General features: G+C 50.2%; 16 protein-coding genes and 2 pseudogenes. 12 read left to right on the top strand and 6 right to left on the bottom strand.

The annotated features are described in order from the left end of the window. A pseudogene (locus MLE19_RS22280) lies at window positions 1–188 on the bottom strand (MFS transporter); the annotation flags it as partial. Window positions 189–464: 276 nt separating this feature from the next. Between MLE19_RS22280 and MLE19_RS22275 the strand changes: the two are divergent. The 7 genes from MLE19_RS22275 (at window position 465) to MLE19_RS22245 (ending at window position 11,956) form a co-directional block, all read left to right on the top strand. Next, window positions 465–785 carry a DUF427 domain-containing protein gene (locus MLE19_RS22275; RefSeq protein WP_240720536.1) on the top strand — a complete coding sequence of 107 codons (321 nt, stop codon included), beginning with the start codon at window positions 465–467 and terminating at the stop codon, window positions 783–785. A 72-nt stretch (window positions 786–857) separates the two neighbouring features. Further along, window positions 858–2,294 (top strand): IS1182 family transposase, encoded by a 1,437-nt coding sequence (locus MLE19_RS22270; protein ID WP_240720535.1) that lies wholly within the window; start codon window positions 858–860, stop codon window positions 2,292–2,294. Window positions 2,295–2,635: 341 nt separating this feature from the next. Next, window positions 2,636–4,429, top strand: coding sequence for an ATP-dependent nuclease (locus MLE19_RS22265; RefSeq protein WP_240720534.1), 1,794 nt, complete (start codon window positions 2,636–2,638; stop codon window positions 4,427–4,429). Further along, window positions 4,422–6,209 (top strand): ATP-dependent helicase, encoded by a 1,788-nt coding sequence (locus tag MLE19_RS22260; RefSeq protein ID WP_240720533.1) that lies wholly within the window; start codon window positions 4,422–4,424, stop codon window positions 6,207–6,209. The genes MLE19_RS22265 and MLE19_RS22260 overlap by 8 nt, the downstream gene beginning before the upstream one ends. A gap of 190 nt (window positions 6,210–6,399) precedes the next feature. Beyond that, entirely contained in the window at window positions 6,400–8,376 is a 1,977-nt protein-coding gene (locus MLE19_RS22255; protein WP_240720532.1) for an ABC-three component system protein, read from the top strand. A gap of 2 nt (window positions 8,377–8,378) precedes the next feature. Then, the gene (locus MLE19_RS22250) at window positions 8,379–8,966 is read left to right on the top strand and encodes an ABC-three component system middle component 1 (protein ID WP_240720531.1); all 588 of its coding nucleotides are present in this window, start codon (window positions 8,379–8,381) and stop codon (window positions 8,964–8,966) included. After that, the gene (locus tag MLE19_RS22245; RefSeq protein WP_240720530.1) at window positions 8,963–11,956 is read left to right on the top strand and encodes a hypothetical protein; all 2,994 of its coding nucleotides are present in this window, start codon (window positions 8,963–8,965) and stop codon (window positions 11,954–11,956) included. The genes MLE19_RS22250 and MLE19_RS22245 overlap by 4 nt, the downstream gene beginning before the upstream one ends. A gap of 117 nt (window positions 11,957–12,073) precedes the next feature. Here MLE19_RS22245 and MLE19_RS22240 read toward each other — a convergent pair whose 3' ends face one another. Then, entirely contained in the window at window positions 12,074–12,700 is a 627-nt protein-coding gene (locus MLE19_RS22240; RefSeq protein ID WP_240720529.1) for a tyrosine-type recombinase/integrase, read from the bottom strand. A 286-nt stretch (window positions 12,701–12,986) separates the two neighbouring features. On the opposite strand from MLE19_RS22240, the gene MLE19_RS22235 reads away from it, so the two are divergent. The 4 genes from MLE19_RS22235 to MLE19_RS22220 all read left to right on the top strand — a co-directional run bounded on the left by MLE19_RS22235 (window position 12,987) and on the right by MLE19_RS22220 (window position 15,726). Further along, window positions 12,987–13,577, top strand: a complete 591-nt coding sequence (locus tag MLE19_RS22235) for a hypothetical protein (RefSeq protein ID WP_240720528.1) — start codon at window positions 12,987–12,989, stop codon at window positions 13,575–13,577. Between the two features lie 89 nt (window positions 13,578–13,666). Further along, on the top strand, window positions 13,667–14,272 hold the full coding sequence (locus MLE19_RS22230) for a hypothetical protein (protein WP_240720527.1): 606 nt from the start codon (window positions 13,667–13,669) through the stop codon (window positions 14,270–14,272). Between the two features lie 101 nt (window positions 14,273–14,373). Next, window positions 14,374–14,859 carry a hypothetical protein gene (locus tag MLE19_RS22225; protein ID WP_240720526.1) on the top strand — a complete coding sequence of 162 codons (486 nt, stop codon included), beginning with the start codon at window positions 14,374–14,376 and terminating at the stop codon, window positions 14,857–14,859. 273 nt (window positions 14,860–15,132) lie between these two features. Then, window positions 15,133–15,726, top strand: a complete 594-nt coding sequence (locus MLE19_RS22220) for a hypothetical protein (protein ID WP_240720525.1) — start codon at window positions 15,133–15,135, stop codon at window positions 15,724–15,726. Between the two features lie 176 nt (window positions 15,727–15,902). Here the strand turns inward: MLE19_RS22220 and MLE19_RS22215 are convergent, their stop codons facing one another. Next, window positions 15,903–16,529 (bottom strand): tyrosine-type recombinase/integrase, encoded by a 627-nt coding sequence (locus MLE19_RS22215; protein ID WP_240720524.1) that lies wholly within the window; start codon window positions 16,527–16,529, stop codon window positions 15,903–15,905. A gap of 335 nt (window positions 16,530–16,864) precedes the next feature. On the opposite strand from MLE19_RS22215, the gene MLE19_RS22210 reads away from it, so the two are divergent. Then, window positions 16,865–17,917 carry a hypothetical protein gene (locus MLE19_RS22210; protein ID WP_240720523.1) on the top strand — a complete coding sequence of 351 codons (1,053 nt, stop codon included), beginning with the start codon at window positions 16,865–16,867 and terminating at the stop codon, window positions 17,915–17,917. A gap of 338 nt (window positions 17,918–18,255) precedes the next feature. Here the strand turns inward: MLE19_RS22210 and MLE19_RS22205 are convergent, their stop codons facing one another. The 3 genes and pseudogenes from MLE19_RS22205 to MLE19_RS22185 all read right to left on the bottom strand — a co-directional run bounded on the left by MLE19_RS22205 (window position 18,256) and on the right by MLE19_RS22185 (window position 23,038). After that, the gene (locus tag MLE19_RS22205; RefSeq protein ID WP_240720522.1) at window positions 18,256–19,686 is read right to left on the bottom strand and encodes an IS1182 family transposase; all 1,431 of its coding nucleotides are present in this window, start codon (window positions 19,684–19,686) and stop codon (window positions 18,256–18,258) included. A gap of 322 nt (window positions 19,687–20,008) precedes the next feature. Then, window positions 20,009–20,689 (bottom strand): MFS transporter, encoded by a 681-nt coding sequence (locus tag MLE19_RS22200; protein ID WP_340163112.1) that lies wholly within the window; start codon window positions 20,687–20,689, stop codon window positions 20,009–20,011. Between the two features lie 946 nt (window positions 20,690–21,635). Then, a pseudogene (locus MLE19_RS22185) lies at window positions 21,636–23,038 on the bottom strand (IS1182 family transposase). Window positions 23,039–23,134 lie beyond the last annotated feature (96 nt).

The raw sequence follows: 23,134 nt of genomic DNA, 5'->3' as shown, positions 1-23,134 counted from the left end.
CCAAGCCCCGCAACGGATGCGGCAGCAGCAGGCAGTGCCCACCCTCCCAACTGGAAGGCGAAGATCAGGCCACCAGCAGCGGCACCAATCGCGCTACCCAGGTAAAGTGCTGATTCATTGAGTGCTACGGCTACATTACCACCACCAATCCCTTCACGAGCGGATATCAACTGATTGTTCTGTGGCACTTGTAGCGCCCAACCCACAGCTCCCCATATAGCAATCGGCACCATTGCCAGCCAGGCATTAATACCTGCGGTGAAGGGTAGGGCTGCTAGACCCAGCCCAGCTTAGTACTGTGCCGCATTCATCACGATGCAATAAGCGGTAGCGTGGAAGTGATGACTCACCTACATCAAAAAGGATCAGTTACCGACTAAAAGATAATCCGGCAAGGTAGGTTTAACCTAAGTTAACTGCTAGTCTCGAAGCATTAGAGCGAAAAACGCCGCAGGGACAATACGATGCAGAATGCCCGTATAACGCTGCACCCAAGCAAGCAGCACATGCAAGTGCAGGTTGATGACATTCTGCTAGCCGACTCTACCAACACGCTTGAACTTCGCGAACACGGCTACCCGCCACGCCACTACTTCCCACGTAAAGACGTGCGGATGGACTTACTCACCGTTTCAGAAACGATCACTTATTGTCCCTTTAAAGGGCATACGGTGTATTTTTCGCTGGGTCAGCGTCGGGATATTGCTTGGAGTTATGAGGAGCCGATTGAAGGTATGGAAGCTATTGCAGGCAGGGTGGCATTTTCTGAGGTAGTTAGCGAATGACGCCTTTCGACCGAGGCTGTGTGAAAACGTAGTGGCCGCTATACTTTGCCAAGGTCCCCAGAGGAAATGGTGATGAAGCGATTCGTGGTAGGCGAGGCCCGAGACCAAAGCACGTTATTCCCTACGCTTTTGGACGACTTCATCGCCGAGGATAACCCGGTTCGTGCCATTGAGGCATTTGTTGAGGGGCTCGACCTTAAAGATATGGGCTTTAAAGGTGTTGATCCGCACGCTACCGGGAGACCGGCTTATCATCCGGCTGTTCTTCTGAAGCTCTACATCTATGGTTATCTCAATCGTATTCAATCAAGCCGCCGGTTAGAGCGTGAGACCCAGCGTAATGTCGAGCTAATGTGGCTGACTGAGCGTTTAACACCCGATTTTAAGACGATTGCCGATTTTCGAAAGGACAATGGCGATGCCATCCGCCGTGTGTGTCGAGAGTTCATCGTGCTTTGCCGGCGACTGGAACTGTTCTCCCAAGCCATCGTGGCTATCGATGGCAGCAAGTTCAAAGCCGTCAACAACCGTAATCGCAATTTCACAGCGACCAAAATGAAGCGTCGCCTTGAGCAGATCGAAGAAAGCTTCAACCGGTATCTCAGTCAGCTAGATACAGCCGATCACACTGAGCCCGCCCTGGCCGAGGCCAAGACTAAACACCTAAAGGAAAAAATTATAAAGCTGAAGGAAGAAACGGCACGATTACAATCTGTTGAGGAACAGCGGCTGCAATCTCCGGATCAGCAAGTATCTTTGACGGATCCAGATGCAAGGTCGATGGCCACCAGTGGCAGAGGCACCGGGACAGTAGGCTACAACGTGCAGACAGCAGTCGACAGTCAGCACCATTTAATTGTGGCTCATGAGGTGACCAACATCGGGCATGACCGTGGGCAGCTCTTCAATATGGCGAAGCAAGCTCGGGAAGCCACTGGCATCAAGGAGCTGAAGGTCGTAGCTGACAGAGGCTACTTCAAAGGTGAAGAAATTCTCGCATGCCATAAAGAAGGGATAACGACCTATCTCCCCAAGCCGATGACATCTCCAAACCAGGCAAAGGGCTTTTTCCCAAGAGACGCATTCCGATACTTTCCTGAAAGCAATGAATATTCCTGTCCTGCTGGTCAGCGGCTGATATGGCGATATGAAACGATAGAAAAGGGAATGAAGCTACATACTTACTGGAGCTCAGCATGTGCAAGCTGCGCTATGAAAGAAAAATGCACGAATGGCAAGCAACGACGGATCAGACGCTGGGAGCATGAAGATGTGCTTGAATCTGCACAGTCACGACTCGATTGGAATCCAGAGGTGATGCGTCTAAGGCGACAAACCGTGGAGCATCCGTTTGGCACGCTAAAGGCGTGGATGGGTGCGACACACTTCGCGACAAAGCGTTTTAGAAATGTGGGCACGGAAATGAGTCTTCATGTGCTGGCGTACAACTTGAAGCGCGTCATAAAGATTTTGGGAGTCAATGAGATAATGAGGGCTACGAGGGCCTAACAGCCCTTTTTTCTCTTTATTTTAGGGCTGTGATAGCGACTGTAGCTGGTTTCTGATAGCTCAATGATTTTCAACATCAGTGGTCGGCAATTATAGGAGCCAAGGCTTAGATGAGGCTAACGGGCAGCTGAAGGCAAAGGTTCTTGAGTCGGGCCAGATTTTTCTGTTTTCACACGGCCAGGACCCAAAGCGGACACGCCAGCAAAGACGGCAGGCACGTTCATCCGAGATCACGCCGTATGGGTCTAATACCTGCTGGACGTCAAAGCTTCGTACCACGGCTATCGAACTGAAGCGATTGGTCATACCTATCTCGAACACTAGGAAAGATTGGGCGCGCAATGTATTTGTCACGAATAAAAATTGAAAACTTCAGGAATTTCTCGGATCTAGATGTCGCGCTTGACGGCAATATTGTTGTGGTCGGTGAAAACCGTGTCGGCAAAAGCAACCTTCTCTACGCGATCCGCCTAATATTCGATCCCACACTCCCTGACAGCGCCCGCCAACTCGGACTGGAGGACTTCTGGGACGGGTTAGGAGAACCGGACGAAGATGACAAGATCGTTGTGGCCGTCGAAATCAAGGACTTCGACGACGACTTAGATATCCTTGCGGAAATGACGGATTTCCGCCTTGATGACGACCCGGAGACGGTACGCCTCACTTACGAGTTCCGGCCCAGAGGCGATCTGGAAGGCTCGCCGGCGTCAGAGGATGACTATGAGTTCGTCTGCTACGGGGGAGAGAGCGACACGAAGACGTTCGGGCACGCGCAGCGACGACGGATTACGATGGAGGTGCTTCCTGCGCTCAGAGACGCGGAGGGCGATCTTGCAACCTGGCGCCGGTCGCCGTTGCGGCCGCTAATCGAAAGCGCGTTCCGTGGCGTCGAGCGCAACGAGCTTGAGGAGATAAAGGACGCGGTTCAAGCAGCGACAGCCCGACTTGGCGATTTTGAGGCTGTGAAGGAGCTGGAGGAGAAGCTCGGCACGCGCTTCGCCGAGATGAGTGGCCCAAAACAGGACATCAAACCCCGGCTAGGGTTTGGCGCTACAGAGGCCACGCGGCTCTATCGCAACATAAGATTACTGATTGATGACGGTCAGAGAGCGATCAACGATGCCAGCCTTGGTTCTGCAAATATTGTTTTCCTCACCCTCAAGAGCCTCGAACTGCAACGCCAGATGAATGAGAACTTGCGGGATCACACACTCCTGGCGATCGAGGAGCCGGAAGCTCATTTGCACCCGCATTTGCAACGGTCTGTCTACCGGGATCTCTTCGAAGATATTGGTGAGAGTACCCCTCTCTCGATCCTGCTGACTACGCACTCGCCGCATATTGCCAGCGTTGCGCCGCTACGCTCTCTAGTGCTGCTTAAAGAGACAGCCAACGACGGGGCTGTAGGGCATTCCACGGCAAGCATCCCCCTTTCTGAAGCCGATGAAGAGGATCTTGCCCGCTACCTTGATGTCACAAGAGCGGAGATGATGTTCGCCCGCGGCATCATCCTGGTCGAAGGCGACGCCGAGAAGTTCCTGCTGCCAGTGCTTGCTGAAACAATTGGTCATCCGCTTGATCACGCCGGCATTACGGTTTGCTCTGTCGCCGGCACGAACTTTAAGCCCTACGCGAAGTTTCTGACCGCACTTGATATCCCCTTCTCGATTGTCACTGACTGGGATCCCGTTGAAGGTAAAAAGCCTCTTGCCATGAACCGTGCTTTGAAACTCATCGCGGCTATGGAGCATGAGAGGACCGGCGAGGTGCCCGTCGAGGTGGTGAATGAGCTCAAAGAACTCGCTAAGAACGCGAATGATTTCAGCGACAGATGCGAGAACTTTGGCGTCTTCACAAACACGCATACCCTTGAAGTTGATCTTTTCAAAGATGAGGACTTTACAGCCGAAATTATTGCGGTATTGAGGGAACAGAAATGGAGTCAGGAACGACGAAACTGGATCGACGGCTGGGAAGTAGACCGGGATACTCTGGATGTCGAGAACTATCTCAAGCTGATCGAATCCGTTGGCAAGGGTCGCTTTGCGCAGCGCCTTGCCTCCCGCATAGAGGGCATCGAACCGCCGGCCTATATAAAGCGCGCCATTGAGTTTGTAGCAGACCGTGTCTGAGCGAGCGCTTTATCTGCAGGCAGCAGAATCACTGCGCCGTAATCCTGGCCAGTGGGCGGCCTACGATTCCCACGGCCATTGCGTTGTCCTTGCAGGACCGGGCAGCGGCAAAACAAAGACGCTGACGGTAAAGCTCGCACGCCTCCTAGCTGAGGATGTCCAGGAACCGCGCGGCGTCGCGTGCATCACTTACAACAATGAATGCGCGAGGGAACTTGAAAGCCGGTTGGCGGCCCTCGGTATCGAACCTGGAGGTCGTGTCTTCATTGGCACAGTCCATTCGTTCTCGCTGACTCAGATCGTATTGCCATACGCAAAGGTGGCGGGGCTCGGCCTTCCTGACGAGTTCAGCGTCGCGACGCAAAGTGAGCGGGCCAGCGCGCTTGAACGCGCCTACAGAAGCGTCATCGACGGCCCTGATAACCCGCAGACGTGGGACTTCAGAATGGGTAATTACCGCCGAGCGATCCTGAACCGAAATAGTCCCCAGTGGCGTGAGCGCGACCCTGTATTGGCGGCCCTTGTTGAGGCCTTTGAGGACGAGTTGCGGGCCATGGCGCGCATCGATTTTGACGACATGCCCCTGCTGGCATTGCGGGCGCTGCGCGCCAATGAGTGGCTTCAACGCGCGCTTCTTGCGAAGTATCCGGTTTTGGTCGTCGACGAGTATCAAGACTTGGGCCGTGCGTTGCACCGCATGGTTTTGGGGTTCTGCTTTAGTGCCGGGATGCGCCTGTTCGCCGTTGGTGACCCGGATCAGTCGATCTACGGGTTCAATGGGGCACGCCCGGACCTGCTTCAGCAACTTTCACGACGTGACGATGTTGAGACTGTCCACCTACGTTTGAACTATCGTTGCGGGTCCCGGATCGTGACCGGCTCGCGTTACGCTCTCGGCAAGGATCGCGACTATGAAGCTGCTGAAGGGGCGAATGAAGGAACGATACACTTCCATCCCCGAACAGGGAACCGCGACCAACAGGCAGACGACCTCTTTTCGTCGCTGCTTCCCGATATTAGGGAGCGCCTGCCCGATTTGCGGCTCGCGGATATCGCAATTCTTTACCCGTCGGCACCTATAGGCGATGCGGTGGCGAGCGCCGCGCAGAACTACGGTCTGCCGACGATAAGAACTGATAAGAATTCTCTTTACCCTCGCTCTAGTCGCCTGATGCGCTGGCTGGAACAATGTGCCGAGTGGTGTTGCGGAGGTTGGCGTACCGGCACGCCGCGGTTCAGGACCCTGATGAATGATGGGCAGCGCATTTTTTCAGAATCCTTGACTGCGGAAGGTGATGTCCTTTTATTTCAGCGGCGGCTGCTAAAGACGCTATGGGAACGACGGGACAGTACCGTTCTACTCCATTGGTGGCTTAACGAAATGCGACGGGAAGCGATAGCGGAACTGATCGAGGGGTGCCGCACGTTGCAGGACGAGGGTGAGACCCTCGGTGCTTTTATCGACCGTGCCGCTCCCGATGGCGATTGTGCAGAAATGACTTTGGAGCAGTTTGCAGGAAGGAGTGAGGGCAAGAACTGTATTAGCCTTTCAACGCTCCATAGTGCGAAGGGCCGTGAATTCGTGGTTGTTATCATGTTCGGTATGAACGATGGAACCATCCCATGGCATAACCAAAGTAACCAGCGTCTCGTCGAGTGGCGGCGACTATTCTATGTGGGTTTTACGCGCGCCAAACAGGAACTACATATGATGTACTCGGCGAATATGCCATCGCCATTTGTCAAGGAAGTCGAAGAACGACTGAAGGCTGATGGATAGTCCAGAGGCCAGGGTAGCCACGAGGATCCGATCTTGTATTCGAGCATGGTACCTGAACGACCAAAGCGGACAATTCATCACTGATGAAAGCCTGTTACTGTATCTTACGTTGACCCGAGCATCGAGCATCGAGCAGTTGGCGAGTTGCCGGAGATACCGTGTGTATCTAGTTTAGACTGAAGGATTCAAGATGATTAGAAGGTTCCGGCTTGAGCAGAAAAGTCGCTACGAAAAGCTGGTAATTGCCCAACGGTTGTCGGACATGCTGGATAAGTTCCTGGACGGGCGCCTTGCCCCGTTACGTATTGGCGCCGAGCAGGGCGGTATCGCCGAATGGGACGACGTGGTCATTCACCACGATGACGATCACTGGGAGCACCTGCAGATCAAGAGGCAAACCAGCAGCTTCAGTGATAAGCACATCGACAAAGCCGACTATCTAGCATCCTACAAGCCTCGCAATAAAGCGAAAGGCACTGGAACTGCGACTGGCACTCCATCCGAGGAACCGCGTAAGCTTCCATCTGGCGATGAGTTCGACTCCGAGCTGGATAAGGTGTTGAAGAGTCTGGCGACTTGGCAGACCTCTGCCCCGGGTGTGAAACCTTCAAAGCGCACCTTTTCGCTGATCCTGCCCGGGCTTGAGGTTGCGATCAAGGGTAAGAATAAAGAAATCATCAGAATCAGCCATCTGCACGAGGTCTGGAATCTTTGTCTCAAGGATGGCGTTAATGTTGCAGCCCTCTCCCAGCGTGATGATAAGCCCACTCAGAATGTCTACACATGGTTAACGACATGGTGCGGGTTTACAGATTGGGATCATATTGTGGAAAAGATGAGGGTACTAGAGATCCACTGTATCGGGGATGAAAGTGCACTTAAAAAGAGAGCGCTTGAGTCACTCGATAGGCATTTCACGGATCCTGACACTACCTTAAGTGTGTTGCTTGAATATATCTCGGATAGTACAACCGACACTAATGCTGTGAGTTGCTATTCTGCGGCGAAGCATCTTCAAAAGCTGCTTCGACCAGGTGTTCAAACCTGGACGCAATATTTGGTGAATCCCATGCCAGGTCAGGGATGGATCGTTGCCGGTACGCACGATCTTGGCAGCACGCCGACAGGATCCCCTCGCACTCTTGCCTCGCAAATCGTTAGCCATCACTGGGCGGATACCACGCCGAACAGGATGCTCCGACTTCATGCTCCTTACGTTCGCCCCTTTGCCAAAACCTTAACCCTGCCATCTGCCATCCTACGTCTTGCGTTACATCAAAAAAAGGGCAGTAAATCCATGCTTCTTGGGGTGCCCACCTGGCGCCAAGGTGCACATAATGAATTGAGGGGTACTCTTGGGGATAAGGACGATGACCTCGACGATCTCCCCTGGTCAGATAATTCTGAGGCACTATCGTGTGCTATGGGGCGCGAGCTCTCCTCACCCGTCGGCACCAAAGATGAATCTGATGCGCTTCATAGCGCGATGAATGATCTTGTATGGCAACAGCTCCAGACTTGCATCGGGAAGAAGCTAGATGAGATCGCTGACAATGATCTGGCAACTGCCATGGCAGAGAAGTGGCAGGATTGGCGAGACGATTTAGACAGAGACCCAGATGCCCGCTTGCTTCTTTTTGAGCAGATGATGTACCCCCAGACCGAAGGCATCAATGCCAAACACGCACTACGCATTGGCCCCCGCACCGTTAAGCTAATGGAGACTGCAACAATCATGTTGTTATTGGTGTGTGTAGGTCTTGGTGTTGCCGGTGCCAATTGGCAGTCGATCAAGCCGCTTGGTGATGTGCTGAACATCGCTCTTCGCCATTGGTCTGGCGAACCCTCCGATAATGACGGGCCCCGGCTACTTTGTGAAGACAACCTGCGTAAGTTGTTGGGTTACTCTCCACCACCCGTAGTCATTTTGTCGGGTGTTGAGGGGTCTGCGACTCATTTGCTTGATGAGGGAATGGCTGAGGATATGGAAGCTGGTCATAGTATGGCAGCCGAGCGACAACCACGCCTACTTGTGACCAGGTTCCAAGTTTATAAGCAGTTACGAACCGGCACGCTAGCTAAGCTGCAAGCACATTTCCAAAAACACTTGAACGATTGGATACAGGCACGCGAAGCGGCAATCGAAGCTTGTGGGAAAGGACACTGATTATGATGACGCTCCAACAGTTGACTTCGGCGATAAGCCAGCGTGCAGAGGGTCGGTATGAGGTTCACCTTACGGATGCACTGGAGCTTCCTGAGGTTGAGCACATCTCAAAAATAATACGACTTAAACGTTCCCGCATTGACAAGGCCGGCTGGCGAACTGTGTTGTTGATCGAGCTTCCATTGAGCGCAGTACAAACGGCTCATCAGTGGGCTGCGGATGTGCGTGAAGTCTTACCGGAACCGGAAACGTCCGATCTATACATGTTTCTATTGATTAGCGATGTTACAAATGATGAAGCCGCTCGCATTGAGACAGATGACCGATTCTGCCGAAAGATCGTAGGGCGGAAATCTGAATCCATAATGGATTTCCTTGACCGAACTTTCCTGGCTGGACTCGATCCCCCGGGTGACGTTGAAAAGCTTAGCGATCCTCTGGTATCGGCGTTAAATTCGCTTTCCACTGCTCACCCATGGACCGACCCACATATCCCTTTGTGGAAAGCCGAGCTTCTCTCTAATACAAACGGCGCGGATTTCGTTCGAGTCCTTAGCGAGTCGCTGCGCGACAGCGGAGATCAACAATGAGCAAATTAGATTCGATCACCCTGTCAAACATGCGCAAGTTCGGGCCAGATGTCACCATCGACGTGAGTCCTGGTGCGACGATCTTGCTCGCGCCAAATGGCACGGGGAAAACCACTGTCTTCGAAGCTATCGAATTTGGCCTAACTGGCAAGATCGGGCGACTGCGCGACGACCTATTGCATGTTATTCGTGATGATCAGGAATTTGCCAAAGTCAGTTTGAATTTTGCCGGCCTTACCGCTACATCCAAGGTGACAGCGGCTGGGAAAGTTAGTAGGGACGGAGATCTGTCCACGCTTTTCCCCGGCATCCCAGCGAACGATCTCCCGTTCTTGCTTCGGCTGACGCATTTGCTTGATCAAAGAGAGAATGAGTGGATTGTTAAAGCCGAAGAAAAAGAAGCGGGCTCACAACTTGCACGGCTTCCGATCGGTCGAGACGGTTCCCGTGCTCGCACGAGACTTCCTGCGGTTCGAAGGTCATTGACTGACCAAAAGACTCGTGAAGAAGAGATGTTGATTGATTTTGAGAAAGAGCTGAACGAGTGGAATCGATTGGTTCGAGAGCGTGATGCCGCCGCCGCCGGGGCTGTCGGCGCTCTGCGGCCACGGGATCATCTTGCCAGGGCTATCTCTGAAGCCGCAGCACAGACACAGAGTCTCGATCAGATTCCAACGGCCTTACTCTCAGAGCCAGTGAGTCAGGATACATTGACCCTGGCCCATTCCTCCCTAGTCGAAATCTTGCGTGCCAAAGTCCAGCGTGTGAAGGCGCAGATTGCGGGGTTAGCTGAAGCGGACGATTTGGTCGAGCGCTTCTGTTCAGTGCGTTCTCGGATTGAAGCGTTGAATGCGCAGCTAACTTCTGCGATAGAAACACTCGATACGCACTCAAAAAATCGATCTGAAAAGGTCGCTCTACTCCAAGAGCATCAGGCCAATATCCTGCTCGCTCAGCAGGAACAATTCAGTGTGTGGCAAGAGCTGGAGCGTTTGGTTAATGAGGCCAGCGCAAGACAGCAGGTAGAGCATCGTAAAAAGGCTTTGGCTGAGGCAGCCTCTGCCGTTGGCTTGGCAGAAGAGCAGTGCCGACAGTTGCAAGAGCAGCATGAACGCAGTCAGCAAATTCGGAATCAACATGCTTATGTTGACAATCAGCTTCAAACGCTCGATCAGTCTGAGAAACGGCTGCGCGAAGGCCAGCGTTTAGTCGTCGAGTGGAAGGCTACTGAAGAGCGGCTGAGGAAAAACCACAAAGAATCAGATCTTCTTGAAGAGGCCCTTGAGCATTTACGCGTGTTTCTAGCTGAAAAACGCGCTGCACAGGAGGCTTGTCAGACCTCTGAATCCACTGCAAGAACTCACTACCAAGTTCTGAGCTCATCCACGGATTTGATTCGGCAGGCAGTGGCTTCGATTGCTGAGCATCTACCGTCAGACCAAGATAACTGTCCTCTTTGTTTGCAACCTCATGGCGCAGCAACGCTGCAAGAGCGTGTTGCCAAGGCGCTGCAAGCGATAAACCCCCATCTTACATCCGCCGAGCAGCAACTTAGAACTGCTTCAGAGGTGTTGATTACAAGTGAGACCGAAGTGAATTTCGCGCTCGCAGCGGTACAGGATTGCCAAGCAGAGCTCGCTAAATTGAACAGCAATCGTCAGGACTTAGAGCAGCAGATACTAGTGTTCCGGATCGATCCTATCCTGGCAAGCGATTCTGTGCTATTGGCTCAAGAGTCGCTCAGGAGACAACTGGAGGGGATTGCAGCGACCCGGCTGAGCTTGACAGATCGCCGATCTGCCTTCGAACCTTTGATAGCCCCTGAGGTATACGAGCAGGCACTGCATGATTACGAAGGAGCGGTAAAAGCGCTCGATAAAGTGCGGGTACAGCATAGCGAAGCCTTAACCCGGCTCGATCAAGCAGTAGCAACTTTATCTGACCTCACCTCCGAAGCTCCTCATGCCCGGACGCTAGAAGAGCTGACGGTACAAAGAAACCAACTCGATAACCGAATAAGCGATCTCAATGGTAAAGTAGTCACTGTTCAGTCAGAGTTGGAAACTCAACAAAGTCAGCTGTTGGAATTCAAAAGCATTATTCAAAGCACCGAAGAGGCGATCAGACAGGATCAGTCTCAGCTTGCCTCGCTTCGGACTAGCTGGCAAGGGCTTACACTGACTGGAGACCCACTCTCTGAGGTTGCTCATGCCCGGGCTATTACGTTGGCCACAACTTCGTCTGATCTGGAGAGCCATCTGAGAGCGCTAGAATTTCTTGGTGTGGAGATATCCGCTTGGGCCAAGCTGAATGAATCGCAACTGGCACAACGGCTTATCGATGCCCAGCGACTTGATCGCTCCGAAGAGAGCTTTTTTGACTATCTCAATGACAGAATCATTCTCGTGCGCCAAACGCTTTCCGATTTGACCAAGCTGTCAGACGCTATGGATTCGCTGGATAATTCCCTCAAACGGGAGATTGGAAACATCCAAAAGCATGTCGGCAAGGTCGTCCCGCGCTGGCAGGCGCTGCTCAAGCGTGTCGTGCGGGAGCCAAGGTTCCACGAAGCGAGCCTCAAGTTTTTCAACTCCTATAATAAGGATCGGGCCGAGGTCTCTGTACCTCTGGGCAATAAGTCGGCGCCGGTACCCGACATTGCGAGTGAGGCCCAACTGACGGATCTTCAACTCACCTTTCTACTTTCAATGGCCATGAGTCATCAATGGTCTCCTTGGAAAGCGCTGCTGCTCGACGACCCGACCCAGCACCACGACTTGGTGCATGCGTCTGCAGTTTTCGACGTGCTGCGCGACTATATCGTCGATCACGGATTCCAAGTCGTTATCGCTACCCACGACGCTCTGCAAGCGCGTTATTTCTTGCGCAAGCTTCAAAACGACGGGATAGACGCGAATATCTGGACACTCTTACCGACCGAGCATGGGGTTACCGCAGAGAGAGGAAACGGGAAGCAGCGCATACGATGAGGTTGTGGACTGAGCCACAGATATTCTGAGTAAATCGCTCCTGGTTTTGTAGGAACATCCGAGTGGCTGCTTCTGGCCGGACAACGACGACCAGAAATAGACCGTCGATTATCCTCATCAAACTTCTGTTTGTTCAGCCATTTCCAACGCGTCATCTACCTCTATCCCTAGATACCTGACGGTGCTTTCCAGCTTCGTGTGACACAGGAGCAGTTGCACTGCCCTCAAGTTTTTCGTGTGGCGGTATATCAGCGAAGCTTTCGTACGACGCATCGTGTGCGTGCCATAAATTGACGTATCTAGACCTATTTCGGTAACCCAAGCTTTGACAATACGGGCATATTTGCGCGTTGAGAGATGCTTTGCGCTATTGATTCGGCTGGGAAATAAGAAGTCTTCGTTTCGGAGCAGAACCAGCTGGATCCAGTCGATAATAGCGATGCGCGTTTGCTCGGTTATTTCGAACTGAACAGGTCGATGCGTTTTTTGCTGCATCACGCTCGCTCGTGGGGATATACACGCACCATGAGCTATATCCCGTACTCGTAAATTGACGAGGTCGCAGCCTCGTAATTTGCTATCGATGGCTAAATTGAAGAGGGCGAGGTCTCTCGTCTTTTTGGCAAGCTGTAGACGAACATGGATGGCCCAGATGTCTCGAAGGCGCAGAGGCGCCTTCTGCCCAATCAACTTGCCTTTATTCCAAGGTGTAGGTGTACAGGAGATTTCAGTCAAAACGTTCATGGCATGTTCCTCCATCAGGTGGAGGTGAAAGAATGGGTCAATTCGTGCACATCATGTGCTAAGGTTAATTTAAAGTCGGGGCTCGACCTTGAGCGGACATTCATGGAAATGCAGCAGGAGAGCGAGTTTTGGCTATACGGCCTCATGGAAATTAATGACCAAAAAGATCATAGGCTTGGGAGAATCTACCAGGCTGCATTTGCCGAAAAAAGTGCCAGCACGTTCATTCAATCATAGAGCGCGCCGTCTAATACACTGTTAGCTGGTTTACATAGGAGTCTAGAGTTTGAACGCAGTTGTTACCTTTCTGACCACAGTGCCGGAAGATTATCAGGCTATTCATAAGGAGCTGAAGAACCGGGGTCTCAAGCATCTTAAGACTCTGTTCTTCTTTTCATATTTCACGCTAGGCTTTGCGTTTTTTAACCTATATTATTTCGGCGAATATAATACTGATGCAATTATCAGCGTTCTTTTTAATGAGCGACTTCTAGCTTATTCAGTAATTACAACGCTTGGTTTTTTAGGGTTCTATATTCTTTTTTCTGCTTTGAGTCTTACGTTTTGTGGCTTTTCATATTTAGCAAAAGCTTTTCGATGGATCGGCGAATGTTGCTATGAGTTTGCTTTTGGTTTGATAGTTGTATATCTGGTTGGATTCATGATTGACGCGCCCATTTCTGTCGGTAGCATGCCTTGGCTGGATTTGACCCAAAGGAACGCGTACGTACTTTTTAATATTTTCGTGTTGTTCCTGGCTATTGCATTGGAGCTTTTGCTTTTTGTCGACAAGAAAGTGAAGAAAAAATCAACCTGCTTGGCTCTGGTGCTTTTTGTCTCGGCTGGATTCTTCTTGGGGTATCTGACCGCTAGCTGAACCAGCTAACAAGTGGCTGCTGTCGGACGCGCCTACGCTTCGCTCCGGCACGCCGCAAAGCCAAGCGTGAGCCCCGAAAGGAGCATGAAATGTACGAGGTTTCAGAGCGATATCTTGCATTTGGCCAGAGCTCCTTCATCAAAGAGGTGGTAATTCCCGCGGGCGAAAAGATTGAGAAGTTGGCCAAAGAATATCCTTGTACTGATGAGATTCAGTTGAAGGTTCAGTCTAGGCCTACGGCATTCCTTTCCGGTCTAGAGGCATTAATTGGAGTTTCAGTGTTTCTCGGAACTTGGGCCGGAACAAAGTTTCTCGACGAAATCTACGATGCCAAGATTGGCCCCATGATTAAGGAGTACCTAGGACAATACATTGAAAAGAGTGGAAAGAATAAGAAGTATTCATTATCGATAGCTGCGCACAAAAGAGGTGTGGATAGTTCAGTATTGATATGTTGCGTGGGATCCTCTATCGAGGAAATTGAAGCGTCGGAGGCCCATATTCCAGCTGTTTTACGCGTTGCAGAGGGCTTTATAGATTCTGATCGAAGAGGAGCTATTTACCTCTTTCTGGTCGATAGTGGAAGGTGCAATCTTGAACCAAGCATATACGATAGCTATGAGGCTGCTATAAACGGTCTGAAACGCATGTACCCCGCTAAGCTGCCAACAAATGTTGATCGACCAAGAGGCTAATAAGTGGCTGTTGTCGGACGCACCTGCGCTGGTACACCGCTGCGCCGCAAAGTTAAAGCGTTATACGGTACTACGAGAGGATGGCAAGGAACCTATTGGATATGTCTCTATACAACAATGAATACGAAGAATTCCTATTTCATAGGATCGAAGACTCAGATTTGCTGACCGGGTTTGTGATCGGACATTTGGTTATTGAGCACCTTCTTGAAGAGGTGATTTTAAATTACGATAGCAAGCTGAAAGATCACTTTTTATCGTTGTCCCACAACAGAAAGATTACCTTAATTAATTCTTTAGGGCTAGTGCCTGATGGGGTGGCAAGTTGTCTCCAAAGTATCAATAAGATGAGAAACCGCTTCGCTCATCAGTTAGGCTACGAGCCTAATAAAGGTGAGTTGCTGAACCTTATCTCCAAGTGCAAAGATAACTTCAGCGACCTGAGTGATGGGCTTGAGCAGCTCCAACGCGCTTTATCAGAAACGGATAGTCTAGTTGAAGCTCAGGGAAAGCATGGGGTTGGCTTGGCCGATCTGTTTATTCAAGTGGTTTATGATTTAGAGGCATACGCTAATAAAGAGGTCTAGCGTAAACACGGATAACCAAGGGCTGCTGCGGGCCGCTCTTGGCCGAAAACTGAAGTAAAGATTGGCTTGAATAAGGAAGCTGATGATTATCAATTCCCCAACCCACACACTCGCATCACTTGCCGCTGCATCGCCTCCATCAACTGGCCGTGGCCAGTTTCCACCAAGCCTCAGGCTGTGGTGGATACGGATAACGATATTATAGGGGGCTGCCGGCAGCATGATAAATGAGGGAGTCAGCGGTGCTATCTGTTTTTTCTTCGAGGTGTTGAAATGCTGAGTTTTTTTCGTAAATTTATTATTTGGTTTATAAGGAAATTGTTGGTCATTGTTGATGTGTTTGAAGAGTCTATTATTAGCAATGAAAGATTTGATGACGAATTGAAGAGAGAGGGTGTTAAGAAGAAGTTTAGAAGGTTTGTTGCATACCTTTTCGTAGTCTCTTTTATATGGCAGTTATCACGTTTTATCCCAGTTGATGATGTTTTTTCTACTACTAGAGAGGCTGTATCAGGATTCCTCTTTGGAAATATTATTGGTCTTTTTTTATACATTGCTCGCGATAGGAATGAGTACCTCAGTTGGAAGGAATTTGAGTCTCAAGATAAAGTCCTCTTAGTTGGAATGGCGGTGTTTGTATTTTTTATGCCAGGGATGTTGTTGTCTGGTCATTTAGGAGTGGCGGCTGCCGCTGGTGGAGTGACTGCTTATACTGTAACTTTGCCCTTTTTTTACGAAAGCTGGAGAGGGGCGCGGCTTGATGAAATTAATCATGTAAGGATCAAAAAAGAAGTCTATGAACAGGTGTGCTCTAAAATGTGTGATATTTGTCTTTCATATGAGCGCGAAAAGAAAATTTTATTTTAATAGAGTCTTTGAGACGCTCTACAGGAGAAGTTACGACTGAATATTACGCCAATAGAAGTCTTTGGCTTTGGTCTGAGTCCGGCTTCTGAATTCATTTTTTGGCAAACCAATGGATCTCCTTATTTCCGCTCTTGGCCGGACAACGACGGCCCGAAATAGGCCGTCGTTTACCCTCATCAAGCTTCTGTCTGTTCTGCCATTTCCAACGCGTCATCTACCTCTATCCCTAGATACCTGACGGTGCTTTCAAGCTTCGTATGACCCAGGAGCAGTTGCACTGCTCTCAAGTTTTTCGTGCGACGGTATATCAACGAAGCTTTCGTACGGCGCATTGTGTGCGTGCCATAAATTGACGCATCTAGACCTATTTCGGTAACCCAAGCTTTGACAATACGGGCATATTGGCGCGTTGAGAGATGCTTTGCGCTATTGATTCGGCTGGGAAATAAGAAGTCTTCGTTTCGGAGCTGAGCCAGCTGTATCCAGTCGATAATAGCGATGCGCGTTTGCTCGGTTATTTCGAACTGGACAGGTCGATGCGTTTTTTGCTGCATCACGATCGCTCGTGGGGATATACACGCACCATGAGCTATATCCCGTACTCGTAAATTGACGAGGTCGCAGCCTCGTAATTTGCTATCGATGGCTAAATTGAAGAGGGCGAGGTCTCTCGTCTTTTTGGCAAGCTGTAGACGAACACGGATGGCCCAGATATCTCGAAGACGCAGAGGCGACTTCTGCCCAACCAACTTGCCTTTATTCCAAGGGGTAGGTGTATAGGAGATTTCAGTCAAAATGTTCATGGCATGTTCCTCCATCAGGTGGAGGTCAAAGAATGGATCAATTCGTGCAAATCATGTGCTAAGGTTAATTTAAAGTCGGGGCTCGACCCAAGGCGGCCCTTGCGGCGAACGCGGCATGCTGGTTCAGCCGTGTTATGTAGCTGGCTACGATAAGCAATTTCATGCTGCCTATTTATGCTTAATTCATCCAAATTTCAATAGGATAGCTTGTGAATGATGAGCTGTATAATCTGAATGAACGCGCCGCCGGGTTCATTGTTGTTATGTAGAGGGGTGTATAATCACTGTTATATTTTTTCGACTATCTAGCCATTATATATTAGGTGATATTCTCGATGATTAAAGAATCACAACTACCTGGATATGGTTTGCCTACACTGGCTTTATTTCCTGAGCCATTTTTTGAGAGAGGGTTCGGGTATCTGATGCGTGAGTGTAAGCTTAAAAAGGATGGTAGCTTAGGGTGGTTTAATCGTTATCTTAAAGAAGGTGGCGGCTTTAAGGCTGATTTTTATAATACGCTAGATGAAGCTGTTCAAGCTGCAGAGGAGGCAAATACTTATTTGTTGAGCAATTTGATGCTCGATCAAAGCGCTAGTAGTTCGAAGTCTTCACTTATTCTAAAAGTAGAGAAAGCTGTAACAGTTAGAAAAAGAAGGCTTATAGAGGAGCATTTAATGCTTTCCGAGTCATTAAAGAGAAATTCCGAAGCCAACATTATCGAACTGGAAAGCATTATAGTTCCTGATAATAACGAAAACCTAAGATTTGCACTCATTGAGATATTAAAGGAAACCCCTTACGTACAGTTAGCTAGGCTTAGAAAGCAGGGCACAACTTTGTTTAAAGAGAATGGAAAGTGGATGCATGCAAAGCACACCAAGAAAACCGCAACCTATTTTTATAGAGAGCTTATAGCTAGGGGGTTTGGCTTTTCTGGTTGTGCGCATTGGGGTAAAACCAAAGCGGCCATTAGATCAATGCTCCTGCCAAGGGCAAACCAGCTATTGCAGTTAGCAAGTGTAAAGAGAATCTTGGATGAAGCCAGTTCTCGCGGCTTGAAAGTGGTAGTTTTAGGTGGCTTTGTTTTCTGGTTCGAAAGCAAGAATAGCGTAGGTTGGTGTGTAAAAGAGCTTAGTGAATCATCATCTAGCGATACGGGCCGGACTATTTGGCTAGAAGGAAAAATTCTCTCGAAGAATCATGGAAGAATAGTCGTACTCCCATATATTAAAGAAAATGGTGACAAAGTACTCGGCCATACAAAAAATTCATCACACGATGGTAAAGCTCTGCCAAGGCATAAAGATGAATACGTTGAGCTTCCATTTGAAATGCTCGAAGATGATTTAATGATCGGTTTGTTTGGTGAGCTGAAATATGAGTAACCTCAACAACAAAGAATATATCAAGCGGCAGCACCATCGGCCTTCGGCCTGGACTTCCTTACGCTGCGCTCCAGTCGGCCGGTGTGCCGGGCATTAAATCGCTATATCAGTGGCTCCTAAAAGGCTGCTTTTGGCCGAGGCTGTGTGAAAACCTAAAAATCAGTTGGCGGTGACAGTGTTCAGTCGTATTGGCACGACTATCGGCTAGCAAGACAGATTAGAGCGCTTTCATTTCTTATGCCCAATCCGACGTTAATCGAGATAAAGCCTAAGAAGCACTTACTAAAGAGCTTTATTGGCTACCACAAGCTTGGCAGAGCTAGGTCCTGACTAAGGCCTTATGCCTGCAATGCCTGGATCAAACCCTTGGGGCCGAGGATATTCATGACGCGTTTCATGTTGTAGGCAAGCACATGAAGACTCATTTCCGTTCCGACGTTCTTAAGCCCTTTGGTTAAAAAGTGTGTCGCACCCATCCACGCTTTCAACGTGCCAAAGGGATGCTCAACCGTTTGACGACGGATGCGCATTATATCCGGCCTCTGTTCCAGACGTGATGTTACCGCCTCCAATACTTCTTCGTGTTCCCAGCGTTTAATGCGCCGATAAATACCTGTGGTGCATTGCGACTTCATTGAGCAGTTCGGACAGGCCGAACTCCAATAGCAATGTAGCGTCTGGCCTTTTTCGACGTTCTTGAAGCGCCAAATTAGCCGCTCTCTCGCGGGACAGCGATATTCATTACGTTCAGGCACATACCGGAACGCTTCCCTGGGAAACATACCTTTGGCCTGGTTTGGCGAGGTTTTAGGCTTAGGGAGATACGCCGTAATACCGGCCTCATGACAGGCAAGTATTTCATTACCTGTAAAATAACCGCGATCAGCGACGACGTGTAGATCACTGACGCCGCTAGCATCGCGTGCTTGCTTGGCCATCTGGTAAAGCTGACGCCGGTCACTGCCGACATTAGTGACTTCATGGGCGACAATCAGATGATGCTGGCTATCGACAGCCGTCTGCACGTTGTAGCCTACGATTCCCGTTCCTCGCGCAGTCATGGAGCGAGCGTCAGGGTCTGTCAAAGAGACTTGCTGGTCAGGGGACTCAGTTCTTTGAATTTCAATGGTTTGTAGTTGCTGAACTTCTTCTGTTAGGGAAGCGATCTTTTCCTTCAAACCAGTCGTCCGCATTTCTGTGATAGCGGCGGCGCCTTGATCCATTGCATCGAGCTGACGTAAGTAACGCTCAATACTTTTATCGATTTCTTCTGCCCGCCGCTTCATCTTAGCCAAGGTGAAGTTACGGTCTCGATTGTTGACTGCCTTAAATTTGCTGCCATCAATCGCCATTACCGAATGTGAAAAGAGCCCGAGACGTCGACATATCATGACAAAGTCGCGGCAAGTAGCTTGAATCGCTTTGCCGTTGTTTTTGCGGAAATCTGCGATCGTTTTGAAATCCGGCGCTAGGCGTTCCGTTAGCCACATGAGTTCAACATTACGCTGTGCCTCACGTTCCAGACGGCGGCTAGATTGGATGCGATTGAGGTAGCCGTAGAGATAGATTTTTAAAAGAATGGCGGGGTGGTAGGCGGGCCGACCCGTCGCATGAGGGTCAACGCCATTAAAGCCCAGCTGTTTGAGATCAAGGGCGTCAACAAAAGCCTCAATAGCCCGAACCGGATTGTCTTCAGTAACGAAATCATCCAGAAGCTCAGGAAACAACGTAGCCTGGGACCGGGATTCACCTGCGACGAAACGTTTCATCGGTACCTCCCACGATCAGTCATGGGTAGAGTATAGCGACAGCTACGTTTTCACACAGCCTCGGCCGAAAAATGACACCACCAGCTGTAATGTAGGTTTTGATTACAACCTCCCTATCCCACTAACCCACATCACATTCCTAGTCACCGCATCATTCAAAATCCCGTCTTTGGCTTCGATTAGCGTAGACCAGTCGCGGACGCGGGGGGTGTAGACCAGCTCTTGGCTGGCGATTGGATTGGGTGTTTGCGGTAGCAGCAGAAAGGCCTCGTGCCTTTATTTAACTAGTGAGCAGCGAGGCCTTGATATATCGATATGATAGTCAGTAAGAGCTACATCTTGCAGACTTGTTTGCGCTTAAAATTCCATTTGATTTAAGTGCTATCAACTGCAGCAGTAAACCAAGCCCAGCAACAGATGCGGCAGCAAAAGGCAGTGCCCACCCTCCCAACTGGAAGGCGAATATTAGCCCGCCAGCAGCGGCACCAATGGCGCTACCCAGATAAAGTGCTGATTCATTGAGCGCTACGGCTACGTTGCCACCGCCAATTCCTTCCCGTGCGGATATCAACTGATTGTTCTGTGGCACTTGTAGCGCCCAACCCACAGCTCCCCATATAGCAATCGGCACCATTGCCAGCCAGGCATTAATACATGCGGTGAAGGGCAGGGCCGCTAGGGAGACTGTCAGCATAAGCATGATGATAGTCACGAGTTTTGGTCCGCTAACGCGATCTGCTATTGGGCCAATGAGGAAACTGCCTACTACGCCTCCAATCCCCCATACCCACAGCCATGGAGTGATATTCGAGATGCCCCCGAAGCTCTCATTAGCCATTATTGGCGCGATATAGGTGTAAAGACCAAGGCTAGATACTGCAGCCAATAGGGAAACTGTCAGAATCAAAGTGACTTTCATATCTTTAAGGATGGAAAATTTTTCCCGTAGAGTAGAGCCTTCTGAGGCGGGAAGTGCCGGGAGTTTTATTGCCAGCCCTGTCATCCGTATAAGTGTCAAAGTACATTGCGCTATCACCCGTCAATAACCGCAATGAGGTATTGCGCGAACGCATTGTTGCCTTAGCACATCGGCATTGCCGCTACGGCGCTGGCATGATCTATCTAAAGCTGCGCCAAACCAGTGTGCGATTCAATCCTAGGCTTGTCGAATGCCTCTACGCCGCAGCTCGGCTGCAGGTAAAACGACACAAACTTAATAAGGTACCACCCCTCAGTGAATGCCCTTTAGCATTACCTGTGTTGCCTACCCAGTCTTGGTCGATGGATTTTGTCTTTGACCTTACGGCTGAAGGACGAGTGATATAGAAACTAACGGTTCTCGACGACGCTACTTACCGACTAGCTTAGAACTTGAGATGGCGATAATGGAGTGCCTGCCGGTCTAATGATCGCTGAGCAATTGGGATGGGCCTCAACGATGTGGCTTATTGCTATTCTCGGGTTGGTCTCAATGACATGGCGCGCTTGGCGTTCACTCAGACCACGTGACAACATGAAACCCACACTTTCGGCGGGCAGCTTCTTTAATAGGGTATGTTCAGTTTCGAGTTCTTTAAGGCACTTAGCATCCGGCACGCTCAATCCGCTAACTTTGCTACGCTAAAGGTAATATCTTACTTCCGAAAAGCCATGCCAATGGCATAGTTCCTTGATGGGCAGTCACGCTCCGGCTTCGCCCAGGAAACTGATGATATGCTCTTCGCTGAAACGTTCCTTCTAGTTCAATCTTTTTATGTATGAGGCTGTGTGAAAACCCAAAATCAGTTGGCGATTACAGTGCTTAGCCGTTTTGGTACCACTAACGGGCCAGCAAGGCAGTTCAGAGCTCCTTCATTATCTGAGTTAGTCAAGATAAAGCCAGGGCAGAACTTACTAACAAGCGCTATTGGCTATTACAGGTATGGCAGAGCCAGGTCAGCATCAAGGCCCTATGCCTGCATCGCCTGGATCAAACCCTTGGTGCCAAGGATATTCATGACGCGTTTCATGTTGTAAGCAAGTACATGAAGGCTCATTTCCGTGCTGACGTTCTTAAGGCGCTTAGTCAAGAAGTGCGTCGCCCCCATCCATGCTTTTAACGTGCCAAAGGGATGCTCAACCGTTTGACGACGGATGCGCATTATATCCGGCGTCTGATCTAGACGTGTTCCCAGCGTTTGATGCGCCGATTGATACCCGTGGTGCACTGTGACTTCATTAAGAAACTCGGACAGGCCGAACTCCAATAGCAATGTAGCGTCTGGCCTTTTTCGACGTTCTTGAAGCCCCAAACCAGTCGCTCTCTCGCGGGGCAGCGATATTCATTACGTTCGGGCACGTAACGGAACGCCTCTCTGGGAAACATACCTTTGGCCTGGCTCGGCGAGGTTTTGGGCTTGGGAAGATATGTCGTGATACCGGCCTCGTGACACGCAAGAATCTCCTCCCCTGTAAAATAACCGCGATCAGCCACGACGTGGAGATCGCTAACGCCGCTAGCATTGCGGGCTTGCTTGGCCATCCGGGAAAGCTGACGCCGGTCACTGCCGACATTGGTAACCTCATGGGCGATGATTAAGTGATGCCGACTATCGACAGCCGTCTGGACGTTGTAGCCCACTACCCCCGTCCCTCGTGTTGTCATGGAGCGAGCATCTGGGTCTGTCAAAGAAACTTGCTGTTCAGGTGCCTCGGTTCTTTGAATTTCAATAGATTGCAGTTGTTGAACTTCTTCTGTGAGGGAGGCGATCTTTTCCTTCAAGCGTGTCGTCTGTGCTTCTGTGACCACAGCGGAGCCTTGATCCATTGCGTCGAGCTGGCGTAAATAGCGCTCAATACTTTTATCGATTTCCTCTGCACGCCGCTTCATCTTGGCCAAGGTGAAGTTACGGTCTCTATTGTTGACCGCCTTAAATTTGCTGCCATCGATTGCCATCACCGATTGTGCAAAGAGTCCCAAACGTCGACATATCAGGACAAAGTCTCGGCAGATGGCTTGGATCGCTTTGCCGTTGTGCTTGCGAAAATCGGCAATCGTTTTGAAATCCGGTGCGAGGCGCTCCGTTAGTCACATGAGTTCAATATTCCGCTGCGCCTCACGTTCCAAACGGCGGCTGGATTGCACGCGATTGAGGTAACCGTAAAGATAGATTTTCAAAAGTACAGCGGGGTGATAGGCGGGCCGACCCGTGGCATGGGGATCAACACCTTTGAAACCCAGCTGTTTGAGGTCGAGGGCGTCCACGAAAGCCTCAATGGCACGAACAGGATTGTCTTCAGAGACGAAATCATCCAGGAGCTTAGGAAACAACGTAGCTTGGGATCGGGATTCACCCGCGACGAAACGTTTCATCGGTACCTCCCACGATCTGTCATGGGGAAAGTATAGTAACAGCTACGTTTTCACACAGCCTCGTATAGGATCGGACTCTAAAGTGATTAATAGAAT

Origin of the sequence: Vreelandella neptunia (assembly GCF_022489065.1) — a bacterium.
In the GTDB taxonomy this organism is placed as follows: domain Bacteria; phylum Pseudomonadota; class Gammaproteobacteria; order Pseudomonadales; family Halomonadaceae; genus Vreelandella; species Vreelandella neptunia_A.
This window is presented reverse-complemented; position numbering and strand designations above follow the sequence as displayed.

Coding starts and splice junctions, on each gene's coding strand:
- MLE19_RS22275 (WP_240720536.1), top strand. CDS start 465: ATGCAGAATGCCCGTATAACGCTGCACCCAAGCAAGCAGCACATGCAA.
- MLE19_RS22270 (WP_240720535.1), top strand. CDS start 858: ATGAAGCGATTCGTGGTAGGCGAGGCCCGAGACCAAAGCACGTTATTC.
- MLE19_RS22265 (WP_240720534.1), top strand. CDS start 2,636: ATGTATTTGTCACGAATAAAAATTGAAAACTTCAGGAATTTCTCGGAT.
- MLE19_RS22255 (WP_240720532.1), top strand. CDS start 6,400: ATGATTAGAAGGTTCCGGCTTGAGCAGAAAAGTCGCTACGAAAAGCTG.
- MLE19_RS22250 (WP_240720531.1), top strand. CDS start 8,379: ATGATGACGCTCCAACAGTTGACTTCGGCGATAAGCCAGCGTGCAGAG.
- MLE19_RS22245 (WP_240720530.1), top strand. CDS start 8,963: ATGAGCAAATTAGATTCGATCACCCTGTCAAACATGCGCAAGTTCGGG.
- MLE19_RS22240 (WP_240720529.1), bottom strand. CDS start 12,700: ATGAACGTTTTGACTGAAATCTCCTGTACACCTACACCTTGGAATAAA.
- MLE19_RS22230 (WP_240720527.1), top strand. CDS start 13,667: ATGTACGAGGTTTCAGAGCGATATCTTGCATTTGGCCAGAGCTCCTTC.
- MLE19_RS22225 (WP_240720526.1), top strand. CDS start 14,374: ATGTCTCTATACAACAATGAATACGAAGAATTCCTATTTCATAGGATC.
- MLE19_RS22220 (WP_240720525.1), top strand. CDS start 15,133: ATGCTGAGTTTTTTTCGTAAATTTATTATTTGGTTTATAAGGAAATTG.
- MLE19_RS22215 (WP_240720524.1), bottom strand. CDS start 16,529: ATGAACATTTTGACTGAAATCTCCTATACACCTACCCCTTGGAATAAA.
- MLE19_RS22210 (WP_240720523.1), top strand. CDS start 16,865: ATGATTAAAGAATCACAACTACCTGGATATGGTTTGCCTACACTGGCT.
- MLE19_RS22205 (WP_240720522.1), bottom strand. CDS start 19,686: ATGAAACGTTTCGTCGCAGGTGAATCCCGGTCCCAGGCTACGTTGTTT.
- MLE19_RS22200 (WP_340163112.1), bottom strand. CDS start 20,689: ATGACAGGGCTGGCAATAAAACTCCCGGCACTTCCCGCCTCAGAAGGC.